The sequence below is a fragment of the Nostoc parmelioides FACHB-3921 genome, from assembly GCF_014696625.1.
GTDB classification, from domain to species: domain Bacteria; phylum Cyanobacteriota; class Cyanobacteriia; order Cyanobacteriales; family Nostocaceae; genus Trichormus; species Trichormus parmelioides.
The window spans coordinates 1-4,870 of sequence record NZ_JACJQL010000148.1 but is presented as its reverse complement, the minus strand read 5'-3'; the positions used below and the strand labels follow the sequence as shown (position 1 = coordinate 4,870).

Annotated in this window: 6 protein-coding genes; 3 read left to right on the top strand and 3 right to left on the bottom strand. The window is 40.3% G+C overall.

The window, feature by feature from the left end:
* Positions 1-292 (top strand): hypothetical protein (locus H6G14_RS32825; RefSeq protein WP_190573137.1); only part of this gene is annotated, 292 nt, incomplete at its 5' end.
* A 155-nt stretch (positions 293-447) separates the two neighbouring features.
* On the opposite strand, the gene H6G14_RS32820 is transcribed toward H6G14_RS32825, so the two are convergent.
* Both H6G14_RS32820 and H6G14_RS32815 read right to left on the bottom strand, forming a co-directional pair.
* The gene (locus H6G14_RS32820; protein ID WP_190573135.1) at positions 448-1,800 is read right to left on the bottom strand and encodes an MATE family efflux transporter; all 1,353 of its coding nucleotides are present in this window, start codon (positions 1,798-1,800) and stop codon (positions 448-450) included.
* A 396-nt stretch (positions 1,801-2,196) separates the two neighbouring features.
* Positions 2,197-2,952, bottom strand: coding sequence for a LuxR C-terminal-related transcriptional regulator (locus tag H6G14_RS32815; RefSeq protein WP_190573133.1), 756 nt, complete (start codon positions 2,950-2,952; stop codon positions 2,197-2,199).
* Positions 2,953-3,131: 179 nt separating this feature from the next.
* Between H6G14_RS32815 and H6G14_RS32810 the strand changes: the two genes are divergently transcribed.
* Entirely contained in the window at positions 3,132-3,560 is a 429-nt protein-coding gene (locus tag H6G14_RS32810; protein WP_190573131.1) for an MAPEG family protein, read from the top strand.
* Between the two features lie 86 nt (positions 3,561-3,646).
* On the opposite strand, the gene H6G14_RS32805 is transcribed toward H6G14_RS32810, so the two are convergent.
* On the bottom strand, positions 3,647-4,126 hold the full coding sequence (locus H6G14_RS32805; RefSeq protein ID WP_190573130.1) for a GNAT family N-acetyltransferase: 480 nt from the start codon (positions 4,124-4,126) through the stop codon (positions 3,647-3,649).
* A gap of 136 nt (positions 4,127-4,262) precedes the next feature.
* On the opposite strand from H6G14_RS32805, the gene H6G14_RS32800 reads away from it, so the two are divergent.
* Positions 4,263-4,766: a hypothetical protein gene (locus H6G14_RS32800; protein ID WP_190573128.1), complete on the top strand. Its 504-nt coding sequence runs from the start codon at positions 4,263-4,265 to the stop codon at positions 4,764-4,766.
* Positions 4,767-4,870 lie beyond the last annotated feature (104 nt).

Below are 4,870 nucleotides of genomic sequence, written 5' to 3'. Positions count from 1 at the left end.
ACATATAGCATCTAATTTAGCTAGGCTGAGAACGTTTTGTAATACTGCTTACCCTGAAGCTGTTAAGAGTGTAGCAGATGAAACTATATGTTTTATTGAATGGACAGCAGCAGAAATTGAACCAGAATATGCCGAGGAATTGGTTAACATTCAAGTTCAACTAGCAAAATGGAAGATAAAGTTTGATAGTCTTTGGTCTGATGAGAGCGAACGCACGAATATGTCTGAGCAAGCTAGTGTTTGGTCAGGACGAGTATTAGATATGTCAGGGTTATTGTCCGAATCCATGTAATAAACCAAACCACGGAGAGTAATATCAAATCAGTCAACAGTTGCTATTCCCTGAGATGACAACTCTTTTTGTTTAGCTGTCTGCTTTTGCTCTCATATCCCGTTCGTAAGCGTCCGCTCTAAGCATTAATCTCAATGGCGGATTCTCCAGTTCAATCAATAGTGGTTAGTTGTTTTGTTTCTGAATCGCCAAGTCATGATTATTGCAGCGATTGCCAAACCAATAGCTAGTCCCCACCAAAGACCAATAGCTCCAGAACCCGACGAGATTCCGAAAGTGTAACCAGTGAATAGGCCAACACACCAATAAGCAAAAATACCAATCAACATCGGAATCCGAGTGTCTTTTAGTCCGCGTAATGCTCCTGCGGCAGTAACTTGTACACCGTCAACTATTTGAAAAATCGCCGCTACTCCTAGCAATTTCACGGCGAGGACAACTACATCTGCATTGTTTGGATCGTTGATGTCAATATAAAGAGAAATAATCGACTTTGGCACTAACCAGAATGTAATGCCTATTACACCCATAGATAGAGCAGCAATGGCAATGCCTACATATCCAGCCAGACGAGTGGCAAGGAGGTCATTTTGTCCAACTAACTGCCCAACACGTACTGTTATCGCTAAAGAAACGCCTAGTGCAATCTGGAATGACATCGAAATTGTTTGTAAAGCGATTTGATGGGCAGCAAGAGCGTTTGTTCCTAATTGTCCTATTAAGAAAGTAACGACTGTGAACAGTCCTGCTTCCACTGCAATCAGTCCTCCAATGGGCAATCCAACCTGAAAAATCTCGCCGATGACACGGCGATGCTCTAGGGGAAAAGCTTCGTGAGGCGAAGGTCGAAAAATACTGTAAACTGCAAAATGAGGCTGATTATATATATAAACTGCCAAAGCAATAAACATACTCCAAATTGAGAGTGTGCTTGCCCAACCGATACCAGCTAAACCTAGCGCAGGAAATCCCAATTTACCAAACATCAGCACATAATTAGCTGTGATGTTGAGCAGAGTACCCAAAACTACAGTCACCATCACTAATTGCGGTTGCAATAGAGCAGAAAGAAAGCTTTTAAGTACTGCAAAGCCCAAACCAGGAATAAAACCCAGTGCGATCGCTCTTAAATAAATCTCTGTTAATGCTACTGTGTGAGCATCCTGTCCTAGTAGAAGTAATAAAGCACCTCCATTGTAAAGTAGTAGTGTAATTGGTATTCCTAATGCCAGAGATATTCCAAGTCCAAGCCGGACAATTGTGCCAACTTTTTCTTTATTTCCGGCTCCGTATGCTTGGGCAGCTAACGGGCTGACAGCAGAAACGATACCAGTAACAATCAACAGACAGAAACTAAAGAGAACAGCTCCCAAACCTCCAGATGCAAGGGTTTGACTTCCTAGCCAGCCCATCATTACCGTATCCACAAAAGCGGTTGCAGATTGAGCTAATTGTGCTGCTGCTAAAGGTACGGCTAACACGAGACATTTTTTAACTTCAGAAAACATATACAGATTTGTTACCCGATGTAAAGAACAAAGGGTTTTTCAAAAACTAACCCCATCTAGACGTATCGTTATTCGTTCGTCTTGCGCTCTCACCAAATTGGACATAATTATCGACGTGACAATTAAAATGTCAAGTAATAATACCCAAGTGATCCTATTCCATGTTAATTTACCAAAGCGAATTGTGGTTACTTTTTTAAATATGCACTTCACAGTTGTAATACCCTTACCAGTAAACCGTTTGCCATAAACCAAAAATTACAATTTTGCTGATTAAATGTTTATAAATTATTGTTATTGCTTAAAAAATAAGCATAAGAATGATATTTGTCTTCATGCTTGAGAAACAATTCATTACGGTAAAAAACCAGCCTTTTAACTCTTGGCAAGATGACTTTAATATTGATTACTTAATGAATCTAGATTTGCCTCTGGTGAATAATGCTTTCTAGCTAACAGTTGTGCAACCATCTCTGCACGAGAGGAAACCTCAAGCTTACGAAACATTCGCTTTAAAGCTTGCTTGACGGAATTTTCAGTAATCCAAAGCTGATGCCCAATTTCTGCATTAGTTAGCCCTGAAGCAACTAATTGAGCAATTTGCAACTCACGAGGTGTTAAGCGTTGGCGTAGCCCGCCACAGGCATCGCTTTGAAAAGGATAGTACTGCGACTTTGTTGTGACAGTGAATTGTGAATCAACTGTTGCAGCCCAAACAGATAGGTGCAAGCAAATAGAACTCAAATCGGTGAGATTTTGTGTATCAAAGGCAGGCATTGACTTTTCACGGGTACAACCCACTACGCCGACTAATTGATGGCGGTTAATTATTGGCCCCGCCATGACGTGCCAATGATCTCGGCGAGGGCAAATGATGTTCCAAGCCTTTGGTGACATCACCAATGCTTCGTGAACAGGCGCATGACGCTCTACCAAATAACGCGCTATGGGATTGTGTTCAATCGATAATGCAATTTTGAGAATTTTCTGAAGATTTTTATTAGTAGTGAAGGATAATTGCTCGAAGAAAAAGATGGAATACCTTTTTGCCGCAAAATACTCACCAATTTGTGGCACAACTTGTAATCGTAGTTCATGCTCACTAGGGGCTTGGTTGATGGTTTCAAAAATCAGCTTTAGGGGAATTGTCATGAGTAAATTTGACTCAAGTGTACTCTTTCGAGGTCTAGGAGCATTGCAGGACAGAGACTATATTAACTTTAATCTCAATTCAATTTTGAGATAAGAAGTAATCAAGAAATTCTACACGCATTGTATAGCAAGCTTTATGCTCTACCCATCAGCAGAATGAAAAAATTTAAGAGGAACCAATGAGACAAGACGCAATTTTTAGCCCCTTTTTTGCATCAATGTTTTTAACATTTCTGGTCTGGGTGTATATGTACATTCGTCGTATTAGTTTCATCACAACTAGAAAGCTTAAACCCCAAGACCTAGCTGTACCTAATACACTGGCACAAATTTCACCCCCAAGTGTATTTAATCCATCTGATAATCTGAAAAACCTGTTTGAGATTCCGGTACTTTTTTATGCGCTTTTACTTTATTTGTTTATCACGCAGCAGGTGGATACAGTCTATGTGAATGCTGCGTGGATTTTCGTTTTGTTTCGTGTCTTGCATAGTGTGGTTCATTGCACATTCAATCTCGTTATACTTCGGTTCTACCTCTACCTACTTGCCACTCTTGCAGTATGGTTCATCGCGTTTCGTGCAGCTTTTATTCACTTTAGTATGTAAAGGGTGCAACTACCCAACAGCCACTAAATCGGTGAGGTATGCCAAATCTTAGCCAAAGACAATGGCGATCACAGGGGGAAAGCCCTTTACAACTTCTTAAAGTATCTAGCAACTGGGAACAATTCAAAACCCAGTTTTTCATAGGTACAGCGTGCTGGTGCATGACCAGAGTCGCCTCCGGTTTCGACCATAGCAATAGACATTCCCGCCGCTTTCATCCAATTAAGAGCGAACTCGATGAGCGCGGCTCCAATGCCTTGACGTTGATAATCAGGATCAACAGCAATCATGTAGATTTCTCCCATACTACTGTCTGCATGGAGTTTCACGGCTATAAAGCCCACAGCTAAACTAGAAATGATGGCAACCCACACCTTCATGTCTGCTGTAGTACAGACGGACTCGACAGCACTAAGCTGGCTAAGTTGCCAACCATCAGGATAGAATGATCGGTACACATCAATATCCATTGCGTTTTGAATCGAATCGAAGACCGGACTCCACGCCCGAAGTGAAAGACTTTTGATGGTATCAAGTTGACTATCTTGGTATGGTTCAATTCGCATAGAATGTTATGTATATACAATATATTACATATATAATACGATAAATCCTTTTGTTTTGTTTGCATTGTAAGCTTTGGAAGCTGATAGGTTCTAAAATTTACACAAGGTAAGCGAAGCAACTAACGAAACAACAGCAATGCTTGACTTAAGCAAAATACAATTAATTGCTCAATCTTATTCTCCCCAAGAACTTTTTGCTGCGTTGGTTTGGCAGCGTCAGTTTAATCGATTTAACGGAGAACAGGTGATAACTGACCTTGCTTCGCGCACAGATTTATGGGCAAGCTTTCTGTTCACAAAACCAATCTTTGCACCAGATGAAAACGGGTTAAGTTTTAGTGGTGTAATTGATACCCTTTTGGCAATGGCAAATTATCGGCCAATGTCTGAAACTAGTATTATTCACTTTGTAGCTTATCCAGCTGATACTTTATACATTCTTACCCAAAACGAAGACACAAAAGTATCTCAACTTTTGGACTTAGGAAAAAAGTGGCAAGCTGATTCAGTAGAAGTAACTGATGGTACAAATGAAGAGTATGCTTTTGGACTTCAGCGCCGATTGAAAACTCGATTAGAAGGGGGGTTGCTAGGTGAAAATGTTCAACAAGATAGCGATGCTGTGATAATTACATATTAGACTTGTCTACAAAAGATAAAAAGCTTACTGTGAAGGGATTATAGGAGATATAACTGAGATAAGATAGTTATCATTGCTGAACGTAAAAATCACGGTTTAAGGAT

What these genes read in the sequence shown, in the direction of transcription:
- H6G14_RS32800 (WP_190573128.1), top strand. Translation starts at nt 4,263, where the DNA reads ATGCTTGACTTAAGCAAAATACAATTAATTGCTCAATCTTATTCTCCC.
- H6G14_RS32815 (WP_190573133.1), bottom strand. Translation starts at nt 2,952, where the DNA reads ATGACAATTCCCCTAAAGCTGATTTTTGAAACCATCAACCAAGCCCCT.
- H6G14_RS32820 (WP_190573135.1), bottom strand. Translation starts at nt 1,800, where the DNA reads ATGTTTTCTGAAGTTAAAAAATGTCTCGTGTTAGCCGTACCTTTAGCA.
- H6G14_RS32810 (WP_190573131.1), top strand. Translation starts at nt 3,132, where the DNA reads ATGAGACAAGACGCAATTTTTAGCCCCTTTTTTGCATCAATGTTTTTA.
- H6G14_RS32805 (WP_190573130.1), bottom strand. Translation starts at nt 4,126, where the DNA reads ATGCGAATTGAACCATACCAAGATAGTCAACTTGATACCATCAAAAGT.